17 protein-coding genes are annotated in these 20,245 nt (G+C 66.7%); 3 read left to right on the forward strand and 14 right to left on the reverse strand.

The window, feature by feature from the left end:
- The first annotated feature begins 28 nt into the window (after nt 1-28).
- On the forward strand, nt 29-898 hold the full coding sequence (gene serB, locus VOI27_RS16075; protein WP_323766381.1) for a phosphoserine phosphatase SerB: 870 nt from the start codon (nt 29-31) through the stop codon (nt 896-898).
- A gap of 213 nt (nt 899-1,111) precedes the next feature.
- On the opposite strand, the gene VOI27_RS16080 is transcribed toward serB, so the two are convergent.
- From VOI27_RS16080 to VOI27_RS16135, 12 genes are all read right to left on the reverse strand, one after another.
- Nucleotides 1,112-1,702: a VOC family protein gene (locus tag VOI27_RS16080; RefSeq protein ID WP_323766382.1), complete on the reverse strand. Its 591-nt coding sequence runs from the start codon at nt 1,700-1,702 to the stop codon at nt 1,112-1,114.
- Between the two features lie 75 nt (nt 1,703-1,777).
- Complete coding sequence (locus tag VOI27_RS16085) at nt 1,778-2,584, reverse strand: glutathione S-transferase family protein (RefSeq protein WP_323766383.1); 807 nt, start codon at nt 2,582-2,584, stop codon at nt 1,778-1,780.
- Nucleotides 2,585-2,676: 92 nt separating this feature from the next.
- Nucleotides 2,677-3,753 carry a BMP family ABC transporter substrate-binding protein gene (locus VOI27_RS16090; protein ID WP_323766384.1) on the reverse strand — a complete coding sequence of 359 codons (1,077 nt, stop codon included), beginning with the start codon at nt 3,751-3,753 and terminating at the stop codon, nt 2,677-2,679.
- A gap of 35 nt (nt 3,754-3,788) precedes the next feature.
- Nucleotides 3,789-4,712: an ABC transporter permease gene (locus VOI27_RS16095; protein ID WP_323766385.1), complete on the reverse strand. Its 924-nt coding sequence runs from the start codon at nt 4,710-4,712 to the stop codon at nt 3,789-3,791.
- A 40-nt stretch (nt 4,713-4,752) separates the two neighbouring features.
- Nucleotides 4,753-5,013, reverse strand: coding sequence for a hypothetical protein (locus tag VOI27_RS16100; RefSeq protein WP_323766386.1), 261 nt, complete (start codon nt 5,011-5,013; stop codon nt 4,753-4,755).
- Nucleotides 5,014-5,163 carry a hypothetical protein gene (locus tag VOI27_RS16105; protein ID WP_323766387.1) on the reverse strand — a complete coding sequence of 50 codons (150 nt, stop codon included), beginning with the start codon at nt 5,161-5,163 and terminating at the stop codon, nt 5,014-5,016.
- A 78-nt stretch (nt 5,164-5,241) separates the two neighbouring features.
- Nucleotides 5,242-6,327 (reverse strand): ABC transporter permease, encoded by a 1,086-nt coding sequence (locus tag VOI27_RS16110; RefSeq protein WP_323766388.1) that lies wholly within the window; start codon nt 6,325-6,327, stop codon nt 5,242-5,244.
- A 99-nt stretch (nt 6,328-6,426) separates the two neighbouring features.
- Nucleotides 6,427-7,950, reverse strand: coding sequence for an ABC transporter ATP-binding protein (locus tag VOI27_RS16115; protein WP_323766389.1), 1,524 nt, complete (start codon nt 7,948-7,950; stop codon nt 6,427-6,429).
- Nucleotides 7,947-8,711 carry a xanthine dehydrogenase accessory protein XdhC gene (gene xdhC / locus VOI27_RS16120; RefSeq protein WP_323766390.1) on the reverse strand — a complete coding sequence of 255 codons (765 nt, stop codon included), beginning with the start codon at nt 8,709-8,711 and terminating at the stop codon, nt 7,947-7,949. The genes VOI27_RS16115 and xdhC overlap by 4 nt, the downstream gene beginning before the upstream one ends.
- Nucleotides 8,708-11,146 (reverse strand): xanthine dehydrogenase molybdopterin binding subunit, encoded by a 2,439-nt coding sequence (gene xdhB, locus VOI27_RS16125; protein ID WP_323766391.1) that lies wholly within the window; start codon nt 11,144-11,146, stop codon nt 8,708-8,710. Before xdhB ends, xdhC begins: the two co-directional genes overlap by 4 nt.
- Nucleotides 11,143-12,528, reverse strand: coding sequence for a xanthine dehydrogenase small subunit (gene xdhA, locus VOI27_RS16130; protein ID WP_323766392.1), 1,386 nt, complete (start codon nt 12,526-12,528; stop codon nt 11,143-11,145). The genes xdhB and xdhA overlap by 4 nt, the downstream gene beginning before the upstream one ends.
- Before the next feature lie 172 nt (nt 12,529-12,700).
- Nucleotides 12,701-13,624 carry a glutaminase gene (locus tag VOI27_RS16135; RefSeq protein WP_323766393.1) on the reverse strand — a complete coding sequence of 308 codons (924 nt, stop codon included), beginning with the start codon at nt 13,622-13,624 and terminating at the stop codon, nt 12,701-12,703.
- Between the two features lie 49 nt (nt 13,625-13,673).
- On the opposite strand from VOI27_RS16135, the gene dnaE reads away from it, so the two are divergent.
- Nucleotides 13,674-17,174, forward strand: a complete 3,501-nt coding sequence (dnaE, locus tag VOI27_RS16140) for a DNA polymerase III subunit alpha (RefSeq protein WP_323766394.1) — start codon at nt 13,674-13,676, stop codon at nt 17,172-17,174.
- 58 nt (nt 17,175-17,232) lie between these two features.
- Here the strand turns inward: dnaE and VOI27_RS16145 are convergent, their stop codons facing one another.
- Entirely contained in the window at nt 17,233-18,000 is a 768-nt protein-coding gene (locus tag VOI27_RS16145) for a sulfite exporter TauE/SafE family protein (protein ID WP_416374684.1), read from the reverse strand.
- A 148-nt stretch (nt 18,001-18,148) separates the two neighbouring features.
- On the opposite strand from VOI27_RS16145, the gene VOI27_RS16150 reads away from it, so the two are divergent.
- Nucleotides 18,149-19,849 (forward strand): acyl-CoA dehydrogenase family protein, encoded by a 1,701-nt coding sequence (locus VOI27_RS16150; RefSeq protein ID WP_323766396.1) that lies wholly within the window; start codon nt 18,149-18,151, stop codon nt 19,847-19,849.
- 43 nt (nt 19,850-19,892) lie between these two features.
- Here the strand turns inward: VOI27_RS16150 and VOI27_RS16155 are convergent, their stop codons facing one another.
- Nucleotides 19,893-20,204, reverse strand: coding sequence for a DUF6525 family protein (locus VOI27_RS16155; protein ID WP_323766397.1), 312 nt, complete (start codon nt 20,202-20,204; stop codon nt 19,893-19,895).
- Nucleotides 20,205-20,245: the final 41 nt, after the last annotated feature.

The following is a 20,245-nucleotide window of genomic DNA, read 5'->3' on the forward strand; positions in this document are numbered from 1 at the left end:
GGGCAGGCCGCAACCAAGGAGTGCCGCCATGTATGTCACCACTTTGATCGCCAGACCCGGCCAGCTGGACCCCGCCGCCGCCGAGGCGCTGCGCAATGCCTGGGGCGGTGGCGCCCTGCAGTGGCTCGCCCCCGACGAGGCTGCGGAGTTTTCGCTCGACACTGTGCCGGAGAATCGCTGGCAGGTCTGGGAGGAGATGCAGGTGCTGGGCATCGATCTGGTGGTGCAGCCCGCCGAGGGGCGGCGCAAGAAGATGCTGCTGGCCGACATGGACAGCACGATGATCCAGCAGGAGTGCATCGACGAGCTGGCCGAGGAGGCCGGGGTCGGCGATCGGGTCAAGGAAATCACCGCGCGGGCGATGAACGGCGAGCTGGATTTCGAAGGCGCGCTGACCGAGCGGGTCGGGCTGCTCAAGGGTCTGCCCGAAGCGATCATCGCACAGGTGCTGGAGACCCGGATCACCCTGATGCCCGGTGGCAAACAGCTGCTGGCGACGATGAAGGCCCGGGGCGGCTATTGCGCGCTGGTCTCTGGCGGGTTCACCGCCTTTACCGCGCGGGTGGCCGAGCAGCTGGGGTTTGACGAGAACCGCGCCAACACGCTGACCATTGTCGAGGGCGCGCTCTCGGGCGAGGTCGGCCGGCCGATCCTCGGGCGCGAGGCCAAGGTGCAGGCGCTGGAAGAGATCACCGCGCGGCTGGGGATTTCCGAGGCCGAGGTGATCGCGGTGGGCGACGGCGCCAACGATCTCGGCATGCTGCACCGGGCCGGCGCGGGCGTTGCGTTGCATGCCAAGCCGGCGGTGGCGGCGGAATGCGACATTCGCATCAACCACGGCGACCTGACGGCGCTGCTTTACCTGCAGGGCTATGCGGCGTCGGAGTTCGCCGGCTGATCTGACCCGCGCCCCGGACTTGATCCGGGGCCTCCCGGTTTGCTGCCTGGAGGTCCCGGCGCGGAGGCATTCTGGGCTGCGAGGAGGTCCCGGATCAAGTCCGGGACGCGGTGTGTCTATTGCCGGCTCGGAGGCCCCGGATCAGGTCCGGGACGCGGTAGGGGCTGCGTCTTTGGCGTTGAGGTCTCGGCGCGGCGGCCGGAACGGGAGTTGCTAGCGGCCGCTGTAGGGGTTCTTGGCTGCGCGGTCGTCGCTCAGAGATTGCTGCCGCCGTTCGACCAGAAGTTCGATGGCGTCGGCCAGATGCACCTCGGCGATATGGCCGTCGCCCCGGTCGACCCGCAGACGATGCGCCTCGATCATCACGTCCGCATGCGAGCAGCCCATCGGCGGCTCGAACCGGTAGCAGGCCAGTTCGATCAGCAGCCCCAGCGGATCCTTGAAATAGATCGAATCCATGAACCCGCGGTCCTTGACCCCGGAGTGCTTGATCCCGCGCGCATCGAGCCGCTCGACCGCCTGCGAAAACGTCGCCTTGGAGACGTTGAACGCCAGGTGATGCACGCAGCCGGGATCGGTGGGCGTGCGGTCATGCACCGGCTTGCGCGATTCGTTGCTGAAGATGGTGATCAGACGCCCGTCGCCGGGATCGAAATAGAGATGCCCTTCGTCGGGGTTGTCGAGATTGGGCTGGTCGAAGATGAAGGGCATCCCCAGCACCCCCTCCCAGAAGTCGAGGCTGGTCTGCCGGTCTGCCCCGATCAGCGTGATGTGATGAACGCCCTGGGCCTGAAGTTTGCGCATATGTCGGTCCTCCCTTGGCGCAACGATAGAGGGGCGGACCGAAAAAGCGAGAGTGCAGGCGGGAAATCCCGGCCGTCAGGCCGCCTTCAGGCCAAGCTCCGCGTCGCTGGCATGGGTGTCGTACTTGCCTCGCGGCGGCCAGGGCCGCGCCTGCCAGTCCGGTTCGAAGGCAAAGCTGGACACCTGGCGGCCCTCCGGCAGGGCGCCGTTGCCGGCGCCGAGGGCGTAATCGTAATAGAGCTTCACGATCTCCTCGCGGCTGACCTGCTGTGCCGCCGGATGCGCCAGGCAGGCCTCGCGCCAGTGCCGCACGCGGGCATATTCGGCCACCGCCGGCACGTCGAAGTCTTCGTAATACTCGAGGAACCAGAAGCGCATGAACATCGGCGTAAAGACCGCCTCGGCCAGACCGAAATCGTCGAACAGCCAAGGCCCGTCGCCGCGCCCTTCATGGCGCAGGAAGGCGTCGATCTCGCGGTAGAGGCCCAGCATCTTCTCCACATGCGCCGCCCGCTTGTCGCGGTCCTGATTCATCACGAAGCTGTAGCCGGCCATGGTGAAGCTGCCTTCCTTGGCGATCAGCATCGATTCCACCGCATGTTCCAGCGGATCGGCCCGGCGCAGCGGCCTGTCTCCCACGACCTCGTCGAGGTAACGCAGGATGACGAGGCTTTCCTTGACGATCTGTCCATCCGGCATCTCGAGCACCGGCAGCGCCGTGGTGCCGCGGGTCTTTTCCAGCAGGGCGGGGTCGCGGGGCTTGGTGATGTCGACCACCTGAAAGGTGACGGCATCGCGCGCGCCTTTCAGGTCGAGCATGATCTCGAGCCGTTGCGAGAACGGGCAGACGGGGATGTGATAGACGATCGGGGTCCGGGACATGGTCAACCTCTTGTCAGGGCGCATCACGGGATGCGCGACAAGGAGAGAACCCCCGCCCGGCGGCGGGGGTTCCCGTCAGCTTCGGAGAGCGATCAGTTGGGGATCTCGCCGGTCAGGCCTTCGACGTAGAAATCCATCCCCGCCAGGGTGCCGTCGTCAGCGACCTCACCCTCGGCCAGCCAGGCCGTGCCGTCCTGCTTGTTGATCGGTCCGGTGAAGGGATGGTAGTCGCCGCTGGCGATCCGGTCCTTGAGCGCCAGAGCCGCCTCCTTGACCTCGGCAGGCACCGCATCGGTGATCTCGCCGATGCCGACCATGCCCGGGCCGATGCCGTCCCAGGTGTCCATGCTCTCCCAGGTGCCGTCCATCACCGCCTGCACGCGGTCGATGTAATAGGGGGTCCAGTCGTCGATGATCGAGGAGACTCGCGGCATCGGCGCATATTCCGCCATGTCGGAGGCCTGGCCAAAGGTGATCACGTTGCCGGCCTTCTGCGCCGCGGCCTGCGGCGCGGTAGAATCGGTGTGTTGCAGGATCACGTCGGCACCCTGTTCGATCAGTGCTGTGGCAGCATCCGCTTCCTTTGCAGGGTCCATCCAAGTGTAGGCCCAAATCACCGAGAATTCGACATCGGGGTTCACCTCCTTGGCGTGGAGATAGGCCGAGTTTATGCCGCGGATGACCTCGGGGATCGGGAAGGAGGCAATATAGCCGATCTTGTTCGTCTTGGTCATGTGGCCGGCGATCAGCCCCTGAATGGCACGGCCCTCGTAGAACCGGGCCGAATAGGTCGAGACGTTGTCGGCGCGCTTGTAGCCAGTGGCGTGTTCGAACTTCACGTCCGGGAACTTCTTGGCGACGTTGATCGTCGGATCCATATAGCCGAAGGAGGTGGTGAAGATGATGTCGGCTCCAGAAAGCGCCATCTGGGTCATCACACGCTCGCTGTCAGCCCCCTCGGGAACGGATTCCTGATAGACAAACTCCATCTTGTCTCCGAAATGCTCCTGCATCTCGGTGGCGGAATGATGGTGTGCCTGGTTCCAGCCGCCATCCGTGATCGGTCCGACGTAGACAAAGCCGACCTTGGTCTTGTCGTCCTGCGCCATGGCGGTCCCGGCCAAGCCGAGCGCCAGCGCGGCGCCGGTGAGAAGTGTTCTGCGGTCCATTTGTTAACTCCCTGAGTCTTCTTTTGAATTTGGCCTCAATGCGAGGCGTGGAACGGGCGGCCGAGCGAGGCCGGCGCGCCGTGGTAGCCCCGTGCGGAGATGACGACCAGCACGAGAATTGTTATCAGATACGGTGACATCGACAAGTATTCGACCGGCAGCTTGGTGCCCGCCGCCTGCAGGTTCAGTTGCAGCACGGTGACGCCGCCAAACAGGTAGGCCCCGATCAGCACCCGCCAGGGTTTCCACGAAGCAAAGACCACGATGGCCAGCGCGATCCATCCGGCACCTGCCGTAATGCCCTCGACCCATTGCGGCACCCGGACGAGGCTGAGGTAGGCGCCGCCGAGACCGGAGCAGGCACCGCCGAAGGCAATCGCCAGCAGCCGGATGCGCACCACCTTGTAGCCCAGCGCATGGGCGGCATCGTGGCTCTCTCCCACCGCGCGCAGGATCAGCCCGGCGCGGGTGAATTTCAGCACCGCCCAGACAGCGGCAACGAGGGCGATCGAGAAATAGACCATCAGGTCGTGTTGAAAGAGCATCGGGCCGAAGAACGGGATATCGGCCAGCAGCGGGAGATGCAGATCCGGCAGGGTGGGGGATTTCATCCCCTCGTAGGGCTTGCCGATCAGCGACGACAGGCCGAGACCCACCAGCGTCAGGCCAAGCCCGGTGGCCACCTGGTTCGACAGCAGGAACTGGGTCAGCACGCCAAAGCTGAGCGACAGCACCGCCGAGGCCAGGGCGGCGGCAACGAAGCCGAGACCCGGGCTGGTGGTGTTGATCGCCACGGCAAAGCCCACCACGGCACCGGTGATCATCATGCCCTCGACGCCGAGGTTGAGGACGCCGGATTTCTCCACCACCAGCTCGCCAATGGCGGCGAGCAGGATCGGGGTGGCCGAGACCATGAGCGAGGCGACCAGAAGCACCGGATTGATTGCGCCGAAATCCATCATGCCGCTCCTTGAAGGTCAGTCCGGCGCGGCCCGGGGGCTAGCCGATACGGAGGCACCGCGAGGCATACACCTGACCGTTGTCGTAATGGTGGGTGAAGGCCATCTCGCCCTCGGATATGAAGGCCGACTGGAAGAAAAAGCTTGTCGGTGCAAAGCCCACACCACCGGACTTTGAGCCCTGAACAACGATCTGACGCCCGTTGACCTGCCATTGGCCCTGGAAACTGAACGGAAACTGGCCGGATCCGGACATGTCGAGCCCCTGACCCTCGGCCTGTTGGTTGGTGTAGAGCGCCATCTAGAATTGCGCGCCCACCGCATTGGCGGGCACGTTCGGCGCGGTGTTCTGGAAGCCCATTTCGCAGGTCCATTGGCTGGGGGCAGTCTGCGCCGGGAGCGCGGCGGGCAGAAGATAGAGCAGAAGGCAAAGCTGTGTCAGACGTGGCATTTTCGGCAATCCTTTCGTGAAATGTGAAAAGGATACTCCGAAACCGCCAGTCCCTGGATGAAAAATGCCGGTGATATGTCATGCCGCTTTGCCCTGTCCCAGCTGGATCCGGTAGTTGGTGAACACATCTGTCGCCAGCAGGAAGAACAGCAGCATCCCCTGGAACAGCTGGATCGAGGCGCCCGGCAGGCCGAGCATCAGCTGCGCCAGCTCGCCGCCGATGTAGGTCAGCGCCATCAGCAGCCCGGCCAGCAGGATGCCCACCGGGTGCAGCCGGCCGAGAAAGGCCACGATGATCGCGGTGAAGCCGTAGCCCGAGTTGAAATCGATGGTGATCTGCCCGGCCGGGCCTGCGACCTCGAAGAGCCCGGCCATGCCGGCCAGCGCGCCAGAGAGCCCGAGGCAGAAGATCACCACCCGCGCCGGGTTGACCCCGGCAAAGCGGGCCGCGCGGGGGGCCTCGCCGGTCAGACGGATGTGGAAGCCGCGGATGTGGCGGGTCAGCAGCACATAGGCGAAGATCACCGCCACGAAGGCCGCCACCACACCCCAATGCATGCCGGTGCCGGCGATCACCTCGGTATTGGCGCCGGCCTCCCATTGCTGGAAATTGCGCGAGCCGGGGAAGCCGCGGCCCTCGGGATTTTTTAAGAGGCCCGAGGAGACCGAGGCCAGCCAGGCCTCGGCGACATAGACCAGCATCAGCGAGACCAGGATTTCGTTGGTGCCAAATTTCACCTTCAGAAGCGCCGGGATCATCCCCCAGGCCCAGCCTCCCAGCGCGCCGGCGATCACCATCAGCGGAAACACGATGACACTGTCGAGCGGATAGAACGCCAGCCCGACCCCGGCGCCGGTGATCGCGCCCATGATGTATTGCCCCTCGGCGCCGATGTTCCAGATGCCGGCGCGAAAGCCGATCGAGAGGCCGATGGCGATCAGGATCAGCGGCCCGGCCTTGACCAAGAGCTGCGGTCGCGAATAGGCGGCGAACTGCGGGTGGAACAGCGGATCCCAGAAGATCGTGCGGATCGCCTCGAGCGGCGGTTTGCCCAAGGCGGCGAACATGATGCCGCCGACGATCATGGTGAGGATCACCGCCAGCAGCGGGGTGAGCGCGGTCCAGAGCCGCGAGGGCTGCGGGCGCTTGACGAGATGGATCATGCGCGACCTCCGGGCGGCGTGGCTGTGGCGGGCGTCGGACCGGGGGCTGTCTGCCCCCGGGCCCCCGAGAGTTTACCTGGCAAGATGAAGGCGCGGGGGTCAGGCCTCGACATGGGCCACCTCCATGTCATGCGCGCCGCCCATCATCAGGCCGATCTCGTCGACCGTCAGGCCCTGCACCGGGCGGATGTCCGAGAGCCGGCCTTCGTTGAGCGCGGCAAACCGGTCGGCGACCTCCATCAGCTCGTCGAGGTCCTGGCTGATGACGACCACGGCGGCGCCCTCGGCGGCGAGATGCAGCAGCGCCTGGCGGATCGCGGCGGCGGCGGCGGCGTCGACGCCCCAGGTTGGCTGGTTGACCACCAGCACCTGCGGGCGCTGCATCACCTCGCGGCCGATGACGAATTTCTGCAGGTTGCCGCCAGAAAGCGCGCGCGCCGCGGTGCCGGGGCCGGGGGTGCGGACGTCGAAGGCCTTGATCACCTTCTCGGTAAAGCTGCGCGCGCCGGGCCAGTCGAGAAAGCCGTTCTTCATCAGCCCCTCGCGCGCCGCCGCGGTGAGCACGGCGTTCTCGGTCAGGCTCATGTCGGGCGCGGCGGCATGGCCGAGCCGTTCCTCGGGGGCCGAGAGCAGCCCGGCGGTCCTGCGCGCCTCGGGACCCTGCTGGCCCACCGGGGTGCCGTCGAAATGCACCATGTCGGCGGCGGTAATAATCTCGCCCGAGAGCGCGGCCAGAAGCTCGTCCTGGCCATTGCCGGCAACGCCGCCGATGCCCAGAACCTCGCCGGCGCGGACCTCGAAGGAGATGTCCTTGAGCGCGGTGCCGAAGGCATTGGGCGAGCGGGCCGAGAGATGTCTGACCGCCAGCCGCACCGCGCCGGGGGTGCGCGGTTCGCGGGTGACCGCGTCGAAGGAGGCGCCCACCATCAGTTCGGCCAGCTGCCGGGCCGTGGCCTCGCGCGGGTCGCAGGTGTCGACCACCTTGCCCAGCCGCAGGATGGTGGCGGTCTCGCAGAGGCTGCGGATCTCCTCGAGCTTGTGCGAGATGTAGAGGATGGCGGTGCCCTCGGCCGAGAGCTTGCGCAGGGTCTGGAACAGGATCTCCACCTCCTGCGGGGTCAGCACCGAGGTCGGCTCGTCCATGATCAGAAGTTTCGGGTCTTGCAGCAGGCAGCGGATGATCTCGACCCGCTGGCGCTCGCCGGCCGAGAGCCCGCCGACGGTGCGGTCGGGGTCGAGCGGCAGGCCGTAGGTCTCCGAGACCTCGCGGATCTGCCGTGCCAGGTCACGCGGTTTCGGCGGGTTCTCCATGCCCAGCGCGACGTTTTCCGCCACGGTCAGCGCTTCGAAGAGCGAGAAGTGCTGGAACACCATGGCGACGCCCGAGGCGCGGGCGGCATGCGGGTCTTGCGGGGCGAACCCGGTGCCGTTCAGGGTCATGTGGCCGCTGTCGGGTTTCACGAGCCCGTAGATCATCTTGACCAGGGTGGATTTGCCCGCGCCGTTCTCGCCCAGAAGCGCGTGCACCTCGCCGCGGCCGATGTCGAAGGAGACGTCGGAATTGGCCACCACACCGGGGTAGGCCTTGGTCAGGCCGTTGATCTGCAACAGGGTTTCTCTCACGCGCGTCTCTCCTTGGGGGCGGCGGATTCTGCGGTCCGGGCAGCCCGGGCCAGATAGCGGGCCGCCACGCCGATCGCAATTGCCTGGGGGTGTTTGCCGAGGCGCGGATCGCCGATCGGGCAGGCAATGCGCGAAATCTGTGCGGCGCTGTGCCCCAAGGCGGCAAGTCGTTTGCGAAACCGCGCCCATTTGGTGGCCGAGCCGATCAGCCCGCAGCTGGCAAACCCATGGCCCAGCAACGCATCGCAGAGCGCGAGGTCGAGGTCATGGGAAAAGGTGACGATGATGTGGCCGGCCTCACGCGGGGCATGGCGCACCGCGCGCAGCGGATCGGCGGCGATCAGCGGGGTGACGCCTGCGGGCAGCGGATCGGGCAAGCGGGCGGCGCTGGTGTCGATCAGGGTGATCCGCGGATCACCGAGCGGGGCCATGGTGGCGGCGATGGCGCGGCCGACATGGCCGGCGCCCCAGAGCCACAGTTCGGCGGTCTCGCCGGGGGGCTCACATGCGTTGCGGATGAACTCCAGCGTCACCGCGCCGCCACAACACTGGCCCATGTCGGGGCCGAGCGCCATGCGGCGTTGGGCGTGATCGTGGCCCTCGGCCAGCATCTGCCGGGCGGTCTGCGTCGCCTGCCATTCCAGCGTGCCGCCGCCGATGGTGCCCTCCTGCGTCTCGGCCCAGACCCGCATCGCGGTGCCGGGCTCGCGCGGGGTCGAGCCGCGGGCCTCGGTCACGGTGATGCGGATCCAGTCGCTCATCCGCGCGCCCGTGCCACCGCGCGCAGGATCTCTTCCGGCGTGGCGGGGGCCTTGAGGTCGGGGTACTTCGGCCCGCAGGCGGCAACCGCGTCCGACAGGGCGAAAAAGGCCGACATGCCGAGCATGAAGGGCGGCTCGCCCACCGCCTTGGAGCGGTAGATCGTCTCGGCCGGGTTCTCGCCCTCCCAGAGCGCGACGTTGAAGATGTCGGGCGTGTCGGGGCAGGCGGGGATCTTGTAGGTCGAGGGTGCATGGGTGCGCAGCGCGCCGCGGTCGTCCCAGACCAGTTCCTCCATGGTCAGCCAGCCGGCGCCCTGCACGTAGCCGCCCTCGATCTGACCGATGTCGATCGCCGGGTTCAGCGAGGCGCCGGCGTCATGCAGGATATCGGTGCGCAGGATGCGGTTCTCGCCGGTGAGCGTGTCGATCACGCATTCGGTCACCGCGGCGCCATAGGCGAAGTAGAAGAACGGCCGACCGCGGCCCTTGATCCGGTCCCAGGCGACATCGGGCGTCTTGTAAAAGCCGGTGGCCGAGAGGCTGATGCGCGCCTCATAGGTGAGCTGGGCGGCCTCGGCAAAGCTCAGGGTCTCGCCGCCGACATGCACGCGGCCGTCCTCGAAGCGCACGCTCTCGACCGGCTGCTGGTGCAATTCGGAGAGGTGTTCGGCGATCCGTTGCCTGATCTTGTCGCAGGCGTCCTTGACCGCCATGCCGTTGAGATCGGAGCCCGAGGAGGCGGCGGTGGCGGAGGTGTTGGGCACCTTGGCGGTGTCGGTGGCGGTGATCTTGATCGCGTCTACGGCCAAGCCGAAGCGCGCGGCGGCGACCTGCGCCACCTTCTGGAACAAGCCCTGGCCCATCTCGGTGCCGCCGTGGTTCAGGTGCACCGAGCCGTCCTGATAGACATGCACCAGCGCGCCGGCCTGGTTGAGGTGGGTGAGCGTGAAGGAGATGCCGAACTTGACCGGCGTCAGAGCTATGCCGCGCTTGAGGATCGGGTTGGCGGCGTTCCATTCGGCAGCCTTGGCGCGGCGGGCGGTGTAGTCGGACTGCTCCGCCAGCCGGTCGGTGATCTCGTGCAGGATGAAGTCGGTGACCTCCATGCCATAGGGCGTGGTCTGCGCGCCCTTCGGCGGCTCCGGCACCCGAGGCGGGGCGACATTGCTGGCAGCGCCGCGCGAGGCGAGGTCTTCCTGCGGCGCCCTGGCCGGGCCGGGCGCGGCGTAGCGGTGGCCTTGGCCTGTTTGCGGGCCGGAGTAGGGCTGGCCGGTGCCGGGGCCTGTCCGGGCGGGCGGGTGGTAGTAGTTCACCCGTCGCACCTCGAGCGGGTCCAGCCCCAGGTGATGGGCGATGTGATCGACCACCCGCTCGATGCCGAGCATGCCCTGCGGGCCGCCGAAGCCGCGGTAGGCGGTGGCGCTCTGGGTGTTGGTCTTGAGCCGGTGGCTCTCGATCCGGGCGTGGTCGAGCAGGTAGGCGTTGTCGGCATGCAGCATGGCGCGGTCGGCCACCGGCAGCGAGAGGTCCTGCGCCCAGCCGCAGCGGGCGTATTGCACGAAATCGACGCCCCTGATGCGGCCGGTGTCGTCGAAACCGACCTCGTAGTCGATGCGGAAATCATGGCGCTTGCCGGTGATGATCATGTCGTCATCGCGGTCATAGCGCATCTTGCAGGGGCGGCCGGTCAGCCCCGCCGCCACGGCGCAGGCGACGGCCAGCGCATTGCCCTGGCTTTCCTTGCCGCCGAAGCCGCCGCCCATGCGCCGGGTCTCGACCCGGACGGCATGCATCGGGCGGCCGATCGCCTCGGCGACCTTGTGCTGGATCTCGGTCGGGTGCTGGGTGGAACTGTGCACCAGCATGTCGCCATTGTCCTGCGGCAGGGCCAGCGCGGCCTGGCCCTCGAGGTAGAAATGCTCCTGTCCGCCCATGGTGAGGCTGCCCTTGAGCAGATGCGGCGCGCCGGCGATGGCCGTGGCGGCGTCGCCCTTGGCATAGATCCGCGGGCCGTCCTCGAAGCGGCTGTCGGCGGCGAGCGCCTGCTCGATGGTGAGCAGCGGGGTCTCTTCCTCGGTCTCGATTTGGCCGAGACGCGCGGCGCGGCGGGCGGTGTGATGGCTCTCGGCCACCACGAGAAAGAGCGGCTGTCCGAGGTAGTGGATGGTGCCGTCAGACAGCAGCGGCTCGTCATGGATCGACGGCGAGACATCATTGGCAAAGGGCAGGTCCTGCGCGGTCAGCACCGCGACGACGCCGGGCAGGGCGCGGGCCTCTGCGAGGTCCATTCCGGTGATGCGTCCCTTGGCGATGGTGCTCAGGCCAAAGGCCAGATGCAGCGTGGCGCGCGGGGTGGGGATGTCGTCGACATAGCGCGCGGCGCCGGTGACATGCAGGCCGGCGGCATCATGCGGCAGGGGTTTTGCGACGCTCATGGCTGCACCTTCAGCACGGAGGTTTCCGCGCCCTCGATCTCGTGGAAATAGCGCAGGGCGAGGTTTTTCGCCGCCGCCATCCGGTATTGGGCCGAGGCGCGCATGTCGCTGAGCGGCGCGAAGTCCTCTTCCAGCGCTGCGGCGGCCGCCTTCACGCTGTCTTCGGACCAGTCCTGACCGGTGAGCGCGGCCTCGAAGGCCGGGGCCCGTTTCGGGATGCCGGCCATGCCGCCAAAGCCGGTGCGGACCCGGGTGACCTGGCCGTTTTCGACCGTGACGTTGAAGGCGGCGCAGAGCGCGGAGATGTCCTGGTCGAAGCGTTTCGAGATCTTGTAGCAGCGCATCTGCGGCTGACGCTTGGGCAGGGTGACCGCCTCGACGAACTCGCCGGGCGCGCGGTCCTGCTTGCCGTAGTCGAGAAAGAACTCCTCGAGCGCGATGTCGCGGCGGGTGTCGCCGCGGCGCAGGTGCAGCCGGGCGCCGAGGGCGATCAGGGGCGGCGGGCTGTCACCGATCGGCGAGCCATTGGCGATATTGCCGCCGAGCGTGGCGGCCTCGCGCACCTGTACCGAACCGTAGCGGCGCAGCAGCTCGCCGAAACTGGGGTAGAGATCGGCCATCAGCGGCCAGAGCCGGGCGATGGTGACGCCGGCGCCGATCCTGAGGGTGTCGCCCCAATCCTCGATCTCCTGAAGGTCGCGGACCTTGTGGAGGAAGATCACCGGGTCGAGCTGGCGGAGCTGTTTGGTGACCCAGAGACCGACGTCGGTGGCGCCGGCGATCAGGGTGGCGTCGGGAGTGGCGGCGTAAAGTTCGGCCAGGTCGTCTGAGGTTTCCGGCAGGAGGGGGGCGCTGCCCCCGCCGCCTCCCCCGGGAGAATCTTGGCCAGAAGACGCATCCGTGGTGACCCACTGCGGGATCGGGGCCGTTTCGGCGGCCTCGGCGGCGCGCAGGATCGGCGCGTATCCCGTACAACGGCAGAGGTTGCCGGCAAGGCGGTCGGCGTGATCGGTCTGGCCGTTGGCGTGCGAGACCGCCATCGAGGCGATGAAGCCGGGGGTGCAGAAGCCGCATTGCGAGCCGTGATGCGCGACCATGGCCTGTTGCACAGGGTGCATCCCGCCGTCGTCGGCGCGGAGGCCTTCGACGGTGCGCACTGCCTTGCCGTCGAGCTGCGGCAGGAACAGGATGCAGGCGTTGAGCGCCCGGATGCCGGTCTCGTCTTGCACCATCACGGTGCAGGCGCCGCAATCGCCCTCGTTGCAGCCCTCCTTGGTGCCGGTGAGGCCACGCGCGTCGCGCAGCCAGTCGAGCAGGGTTCGGGTCGGGGGCTCTGGGCGGATCCGGACCGGTTCTCCGTTGAGAAGAAAGCCAATGTCCATGTTGATGACCTGCCGCTCTACCATGCGCACGTAATTTGCAGGCCTTCGATGCGGCGTAGAAAACCTGCGTGCTTGTGAGGCCAGATTAGGAAGGCTGGAACGGGGCTTGCAAGCTTTTCCTTGGCTGCGGTGCAGAAAAATGCGGCAGTGCCTGTGCGATAAGCAGGGCCGCTCAGCCGAAAACCGACCAGCCGGTGAAGCGCGCCAGCCGTTCCGCCGCCTCGGTGCCGGCCTGCGAATTGCCCCAGGCGTTGAGCCCCGGCGACCAGATCGCCACCGAGGCGCGGCCGGGCACCGCCAAGAGGATGCCGCCGCCGACGCCGGACTTCCCGGGCAGCCCGGTGCGAAAGGCGAAATCGCCGGAACCGTCGTAGTGCCCGCAGGTCAGCATCAGGGCGGCGATCCGGCGGCGCTTGACCTCCGAGAGCTTGAGCGGCGCCTGCGGCAGACCGGCGATGCCGCGGCCGGCCAGCGCGAGCTGATCGGTGGTCATCTCGATGGCGCATTGGTGGAAATAGGTGCCGAGCACCAGTTCGGCCGGGTTGCGCAGGTTGTCGTAGCTCAGCAGGTAATGCGCCAGCGCCCGGTTGCGATGGCCGGTCTCGGTCTCGGAGGCGGCGGTCTCGGCGTCGAAGTGAATGTCATCGTCGCCGGCGCTGGTCCGGACAAAGCCGATGATTTCCGACAGCGCCTCGCGCGGGGCGCGCCCGGCGAGCAGCTCGTCGGTGGTGACAAGGGCGCCGGCGTTGATGAAGGGGTTGCGCGGGCGGCCCTGCTCCTGCTCGAGCAGCAGGATGGAATCGAAGCGGTCGCCGGAGGGCTCTCGGCCGACCCGGTGCCAGATGCTCTCGCCGAAGCGGGCGAGCACGCAGGCCAGCGAGAAGACCTTTGAGATCGACTGGATCGAGAACCGCTGCCGGTATTGCCCGGCGTGCATCAGCCGGCCGTCGGCCAGTGCCACCGAGATGGCGAATTGCGCCGGGTCGATGCGGGCCAGTTCCGGGATATAGCCCGCCACTCGCCCCCAGTCGCCGGCCGCGCGCATCTCGGCGTCGAGGGTTTCGAGAAAACCGGGCAGGGCATCGAGATCGGACATGACAAGGAAGCTACTTCAATTGCCGGCGGTGTCCACATATTGTGGCGCAATGAGCAGCTCCCCCCGATTCATTCACCTTCGCACCCATACCGAATATTCCCTGCTGGAAGGCGCCATGCGGCTGAAGAAGCTGCCGGGCCTCTGTGCCGATATGGGCATGCCCGCCGTCGCCGTGACCGACAGCAACAACCTGTTCTGCGCGCTGGAGTTTTCCGTCGGCGCGCAAGGTGCCGGCGTGCAGCCGATCATGGGGCTGCAGATCGACGTGGCCTATGTCGATTTGAACCCCGGCGACAAGCCGGTCGACCCGGCCGCCGTGGTGCTGCTGGCGCAGAACGAGCGCGGCTATGAGCACCTGATGAAGCTCAACACCTGCCTTTACGTCGACAAGGGCGGGCAACTGCCGCAGGTGACCCTGCAGGAGCTTGAGGCCCATTCGGAGGGGCTGATCTGCCTCAGCGGCGGGCCTGACGGGCCGGTTGGGCGGCTGTTGCGGCGCGGCCAGCGGCCGGCGGCCGAGGCGCTGATGGAGCGGCTCAAGAGCATTTACGGCGACCGGCTTTATGTCGAGCTGCAGCGCCATCCCGGCGAGGGTGGCCTGCCCGAGGCCGAGGCGCGGTCGGAGCGCGGCTTCGTCGAGATGGCCTATGCGATGGACCTGCCGCTGGTGGCCACCAACGACGTCTATTTCCCGAAACCCGAGATGTATGAGGCGCATGACGCGCTGATCTGCATCTCGGAGGGCGCTTATGTCGACCAGCAGGACGCCCGGCGGCGGCTGACGCGCGAGCATTACTTCAAGAGCCCGCAGGAGATGGCGACGCTGTTTGCCGATCTGCCGGAGGCGCTGGAGAACACCGTCGAGATCGCCCGGCGCTGTGCCTTCGGCACCTATCGCCGCGACCCGATCCTGCCGAAGTTTGCCGATGACGAGGTGGCCGAGCTGCGCCGGATCGCCAATGAGGGGCTGCAGAAACGGCTGGCGGTGATCCCCCATGCGGTGAGCGTCGAGGACTACCAGAAACGGCTGGATTTCGAGCTTGGCATCATCGAGGGCATGGGCTTTCCCGGCTACTTCCTGATCGTTGCCGACTTCATCCAGTGGGCCAAGGACAATGACATTCCGGTGGGGCCCGGGCGCGGCTCTGGTGCCGGGTCGCTCGTCGCCTATGCGCTGACCATCACCGACCTTGACCCGCTGCGCTATTCGCTGCTGTTCGAGCGGTTCCTCAACCCCGAGCGGGTGAGCATGCCCGACTTCGACATCGACTTCTGCATGGATCGCCGCGAAGAGGTGATCCGTTACGTGCAGGAGAAATACGGGCGCGACAAGGTGGGCCAGATCATCACCTTCGGCGCGCTGCTGTCGAAGGCGGCGGTGCGCGACATCGGCCGGGTGCTGCAGATGCCCTACATGCAGGTCGACCGGCTGTCGAAGATGATCCCGGTCGAAGGGGTCAAGCCGGTCTCGATCGAGAAGGCGCTGCAAGACGAGCCGCGGCTGCGCGAGGAGGCCCGCAACGAGGAGGTGGTCGACCGGCTGCTGACCTACGGCCAGCAGGTGGAAGGGCTGCTCCGGAACGCCTCGACCCACGCCGCCGGGGTGGTGATCGGCGACCGGCCGCTGGATGCGCTGGTGCCGCTCTATCAGGATCCGCGCTCGGACATGCCGGCGACGCAATTCAACATGAAATGGGTCGAACAGGCCGGGCTGGTGAAGTTCGACTTCCTCGGGCTCAAGACCCTGACGGTGATCCAGAACGCCATGGATCTGGTGTTCAAGTCCGGCCGGCCGCTGCATGTCTCGGCCGAAGGCGTCGAGCTCTATGCGCCGGCCGAGGGGGCCGAGAACCAGATCAACGCCATTCCGCTGGACGATGAGGCGACCTACAAGCTCTATGCCGCCGCCAAGACCGTCGCCGTGTTTCAGGTGGAAAGCTCGGGCATGATGGATGCGCTCAAGCGCATGAAACCGACCTGTATCGAGGATATCGTCGCTCTCGTGGCGCTCTACCGGCCCGGCCCGATGGAGAACATCCCGGTCTATTGCGAGGTCAAGAACGGCCTCAAGGAGATCACCTCGGTCCACCCGCTGATCGACCATATCCTCGAAGAGACGCAGGGCATCATCGTCTATCAGGAACAGGTGATGCAGATCGCCCAGGTGATGGCGGGCTATTCGCTCGGCGGTGCGGACCTCTTGCGCCGTGCGATGGGCAAGAAGATCAAGGAGGCGATGGACGCCGAACGGCCGAAGTTCGAAAAGGGCGCGGCCGAGAACGGTGTCGAGAAGAAGAAGGCCACCGAGGTCTTCGACCTGCTGGAGAAATTCGCCAACTACGGCTTCAACAAGTCGCATGCGGCGGCCTATGCGGTGGTGTCGTACCAGACCGCCTGGCTCAAGGCGAACCACCCGGTCGAGTTCATGGCCGGGGTGATGAACTGCGATATCCACCTGACCGACAAGCTCGCCACCTATTTCGAGGAGGTCCGCAAGGGGCTGGGCCTGCCCTGGGTGCCGCCCTGCGTGAACCGCTCGCTGGCCAGTTTCGATGTGGTCGACGGTGCGCTGGTCTACGCGCTGGGCGCGCTGAAGAACGTCGGTCTCGAGGCGATGAAACTGGTGGTCGAGGGGCGGGACGGGAAACCCTTCGCCACACTGTACGATCTTGCCCGGCGGGTCGATCTGAAGCGCGTCGGCAAGCGGCCACTGGAGATGCTGGCGCGCGCCGGCGCCTTCGACCAGCTCGATCCCAACCGCCGGCGGGTTTTCGACTCGCTCGATGCGCTGGTGAACTACTCGGCGGCGGTGCATGAGCAGAAGAACTCCAATCAGGTGTCGCTGTTCGGCGAGGCGGGCGACGATCTGCCGGAGCCGCGGCTGGCACCGGTCAACGACTGGCTGCCGGCTGAACGTCTGGCCGAGGAGTTCAAGGCTGTGGGCTTCTATCTGTCGGGCCACCCGCTCGACGATTACATGGCGGCGCTCAAGCGCAAGGACGTGATGACCCTCGACGAGGTCATGGCCAAGGCCGAGCGTTCGCCCTGCCTGGCCAAGCTGGCCGGGGTGGTCGCCGGGCGGCAGGAGCGGAAATCGGCGCGCGGCAACCGCTTTGCCTTCTGTCAGCTCTCGGACACCACCGGCGCCTTTGAGGTGACGCTGTTTTCCGAGACGCTGGAAAAGAGCCGCGAGTTTCTCGAGACCGGCGCCAAGGTGGTGGTGACCGTCGAGGCGACGATGGAGAGCGACCAGCTCAAGCTGCTGGGCCGCTCGGTGACGCCGATCGACGCGGCGGTGGCCGATGCGGGCTCGATCGGGCTCAAGGTGTTTGTCGAGGAGCCCGGCGCGATCCCCTCGGTGGCCACGATCCTGTCGGAGGCGGCGGGCAAGGTGCAAAAGGCGGCCCGCGGGCCGATCCTGCTCTACCTGATGGACCCGGCCCTGCCCGGCGAGGTCGAGATCGACACCGGCGCGGAATACCCGGTCAACCCCGAGATCAAGGGCGCATTGAAGAGCCTGCCGGGAGTGATGGCGGTGGAGGAAGTGTGACGCCCCGCGCCATGGCGCGACCGGCGTAGGGTGGGTTTACAACCCACCGCACCAATCCTTATGCGAAATACGCCCGCCGGATCAGGTTCAGCCCGGCCACCAGCAGCACCATCAGGGTCGCCCGGCGAAAGGTCTCCTGCTCGATCCGGTCCGACACCAGCCCGCCCAGCCACATCCCCAGCAAGGCCGGCACGCAAAGCCCGGCCGAGAACAGCAGCGTCTCGCCGCGGATCACGCCGCTGCCGGAATGTGCCACCAGAAGCAGCAGCGCGCCCAGCCCGAAAGCCACGCCCTGGGTGCGCATCTGCAGCCGCTTCTCGGTATGCAGCGCGGTCAGATAGGCCACCAGCGGCGGCCCCCAGACGCCCGACAGCCCGCCGATGAAACCGGAGACCCCGCCAAGGGAAATCTCCGCGGCGAGCGATTGTCGGCTGAGCTGCAGGCGCAGGCCCAGCAACTGGATCAGGCTGAACAGCACCATCGGCAGACCGATCGCCAGAAGCAGCACCCAGACCGGCAGAAAGGCATAGAGCTGCGCCGAGACCATCAGCATCACCGCGCCGGCAATCAGGTAGACCCGAAACTGCCGCGTCGCCGCCAGCGCCGGCCCCGGCCCGTCGCGCAACGCCTGCGCGCCATTGGAAATCAGCGTCGGCAGCATCAGCCCGGCCAGCGCCAGGTCCGGCGGCAGGAAGATGCCCAGGAGCGAGATCATGACCATCGGCATGGCAAAGCCCACCATGCCTTTGATCACCCCGGCCAAAAGCGCGACCATGCCGCTGGCGAGGAGGATCGGAAGGGTAAATTGGACAGCGGCCATTTCCATGCTCAGCGCCTAGCATGCCTGCTCTTGCGCCGCATGCCGAAAGTGACTGGGTAATTTTAGGCAACCATTGATCTTCCAAACGTATTTTTGTTGCGCTGCAACTGCGAAGGTATTATGCACGTGCAGGATAGCAGAAGGATGATGACGCATGGCGCATGACGGACAGGACGTGACCGTGGAGGCAACAGTGCAGCTGCCCGATCTTCTTACCCTCACCGGCGCGGCGATTGCCCCGGTCGAGGCGATCTTTGACACATCCCGCGCCCATCTGCGCGACCTTGTGGTGTCCGAAGGCCGGGTGTCGGCCAGGCTGGTCGAGGCCAACCAGGATGCGGCGCATGGTCTGGCCTGGCTCGCCACCTACCTGGAATCGCTCAGGCAAATGCAGGGCTGGGCCGAGCGGATGACCACCGAGGGCAAGTTCGGCGAGCTCGAGGCACTGCTCCACCAGATCGCCTTTGGCGAGTACCTTGCTCAGATTCGCGGCGGCATACCGATGAACCAGGGCGAGATCGTGCGGCCGCGCGACTTCGGGGTCGAGCCGTCGGAGCTCGGGGTGCTCGACACCCCCGAGATCGAGACCCTGCTGACCCGCGCCAATACCACCGCCGCCCGGGTCCGGCTGGTTGAACTCATGCAGGCGCAGCATGGGGCGACGATGTTCGGCATCTCCGGTCTCGATGACGAGCTCGAGATGATCCGCGAGCAGTTCCGCCGCTACGCGGTGGATAAGGTCGAACCCTTTGCCCATGAGTGGCACCTCAAGGATCAGCTGATCCCGATGGAGATCATCGAGGAACTGGCCGAGATGGGCGTCTTCGGCCTCACCATCCCCGAGGAATTCGGCGGGTTCGGCCTGTCCAAGGCGTCGATGTGCGTGGTGTCGGAAGAGCTGTCGCGCGGCTATATCGGCGTCGGCTCCCTCGGCACCCGCTCCGAGATCGCCGCCGAGCTGATCCTCGCCGGCGGCACTCAGGCGCAGAAAGAACAGTGGCTCCCGGCGCTGGCCTCTGGCGAGAAGCTGCCCACCGCGGTCTTTACCGAGCCCAACACCGGCTCCGACCTCGGCAGCCTGCGCACCCGCGCGGTCAAGGACGGGAGCGGCGATTACAAGGTCACCGGCAACAAGACCTGGATCACCCATGCCGCCCGCACCCATGTGATGACGCTGCTGGCGCGCACCGATCCGGAGACCAGCGATTACAAGGGCCTCAGCATGTTCCTGGCGGAGAAGACGCCGGGCGACGATGCCGATCCCTTCCCGACCGAGGGGATGACCGGCGGCGAGATCGAGGTGCTGGGCTACCGCGGGATGAAGGAATACGAGCTCGGTTTCGACAACTTCCACGTCAAGGGCGAGAACCTGCTCGGAGGCGAAGAGGGCAAGGGCTTCAAGCAGCTGATGGAGACCTTCGAGAGCGCCCGCATCCAGACCGCCGCGCGCGCCATCGGCGTGGCGCAGTCGGCGCTTGATGTTTCGATGCAATATGCGCTCGACCGCAAGCAGTTCGGCAAACCGCTGATCGCCTTTCCCCGCGTTGCCGGCAAACTGGCGATGATGGCGGTCGAGATCATGGTGTCGCGGCAGCTGACCTATTTCTCGGCGCGTGAAAAGGATGCAGGCCGGCGCTGTGATCTCGAGGCCGGGATGGCGAAACTGCTGGGCGCGAGGGTCGCCTGGGCGGCGGCAGACAACGGCCTGCAGATCCACGGTGGCAACGGCTTCGCGCTGGAATACACCATCTCGCGCATCCTCTGTGATGCGCGGATCCTCAACATCTTCGAGGGCGCGGCGGAGATCCAGGCGCAGGTGATCGCGCGCCGGCTGCTCGACACCCGCAGCAACTGAGCCCGCCGAGACGCCCGCATCGATCCGTCATGCGGGCGTTTGTCTATCTGCGCTTGGGTCCGCGTGCTGGCGGCAGACCGGGGTGACCCTGTTCCCAGACCTGCCGTGCATCCTTGTCGACAAGCCGCTGCTGCAGCGCGTCAAGCTCGCGCAGCGCCGATTGGGTCGTGCCGGTGCGGGCCAGCGCCCGGTCATAGGCGCGGCGCACCGACTGCGCGCCCCATGGCAGCACCGCCGCCGCCAGCCAGAGCCGAAGCTCGCGCGGCAGGCTGTCATAGGTGCGCATCGGGTCACCGGGGCGACGTTTGCGGCGCAGGGAGGTCTTGCCTGAATTGTCGGGATCGGTCCGGGGCATGGGTAGGGTCTGGCAATGGGTCGGTTGGCGGTGCGTAATGT

Source organism: Marinovum sp. (genome assembly GCF_034669705.1).
Classification (GTDB): Bacteria; Pseudomonadota; Alphaproteobacteria; order Rhodobacterales; family Rhodobacteraceae; genus Marinovum.